Origin of the sequence: Streptomyces durhamensis (assembly GCF_000725475.1) — a bacterium.
GTDB classification, from domain to species: Bacteria; Actinomycetota; Actinomycetes; order Streptomycetales; family Streptomycetaceae; genus Streptomyces; species Streptomyces filipinensis.
In genome coordinates, this window is sequence record NZ_JNXR01000184.1 from 1 (window position 1) to 298 (window position 298).

The window sequence follows — 298 nt, forward strand, 5'->3', positions numbered from 1 at the left end:
GGGAGCCCCGATTTCCTCGGCCAGGCAGCGGTCGATGTGCAGCGACAGCTGCTCATGGTCGACCTGCTTCCACTTGCCGGGGCCGGCAGCGAGGGCCAGGTATGCCTTGACGCTTTCGGGAAGGACGTAGTGCTTGGTCTGAGCCCCCTTCTCGGCGCCGTAGATCCAGTCGTTCGGCGTGCAGTGCGGCTTGGCCTCGGCGGCCTCGAAGCCGCTGGAGTCACGCATCAGCTCGACCTTCAGCTTCGTGTGTCCTGCGGGCAGGGTCGGCGGCGTGCCGCAGTCCCCGCCCTTTCCG

At 67.8% G+C, this 298-nt stretch carries 1 protein-coding gene; it reads right to left on the minus strand.

Translation table 11 applies throughout. From position 1 onward, the window contains the following. On the minus strand, window positions 1-228 hold a 228-nt coding region (locus IO33_RS45435; RefSeq protein WP_157858099.1), incomplete at its 3' end, for a hypothetical protein. Between the last annotated feature and the right edge of the window lie 70 nt (window positions 229-298).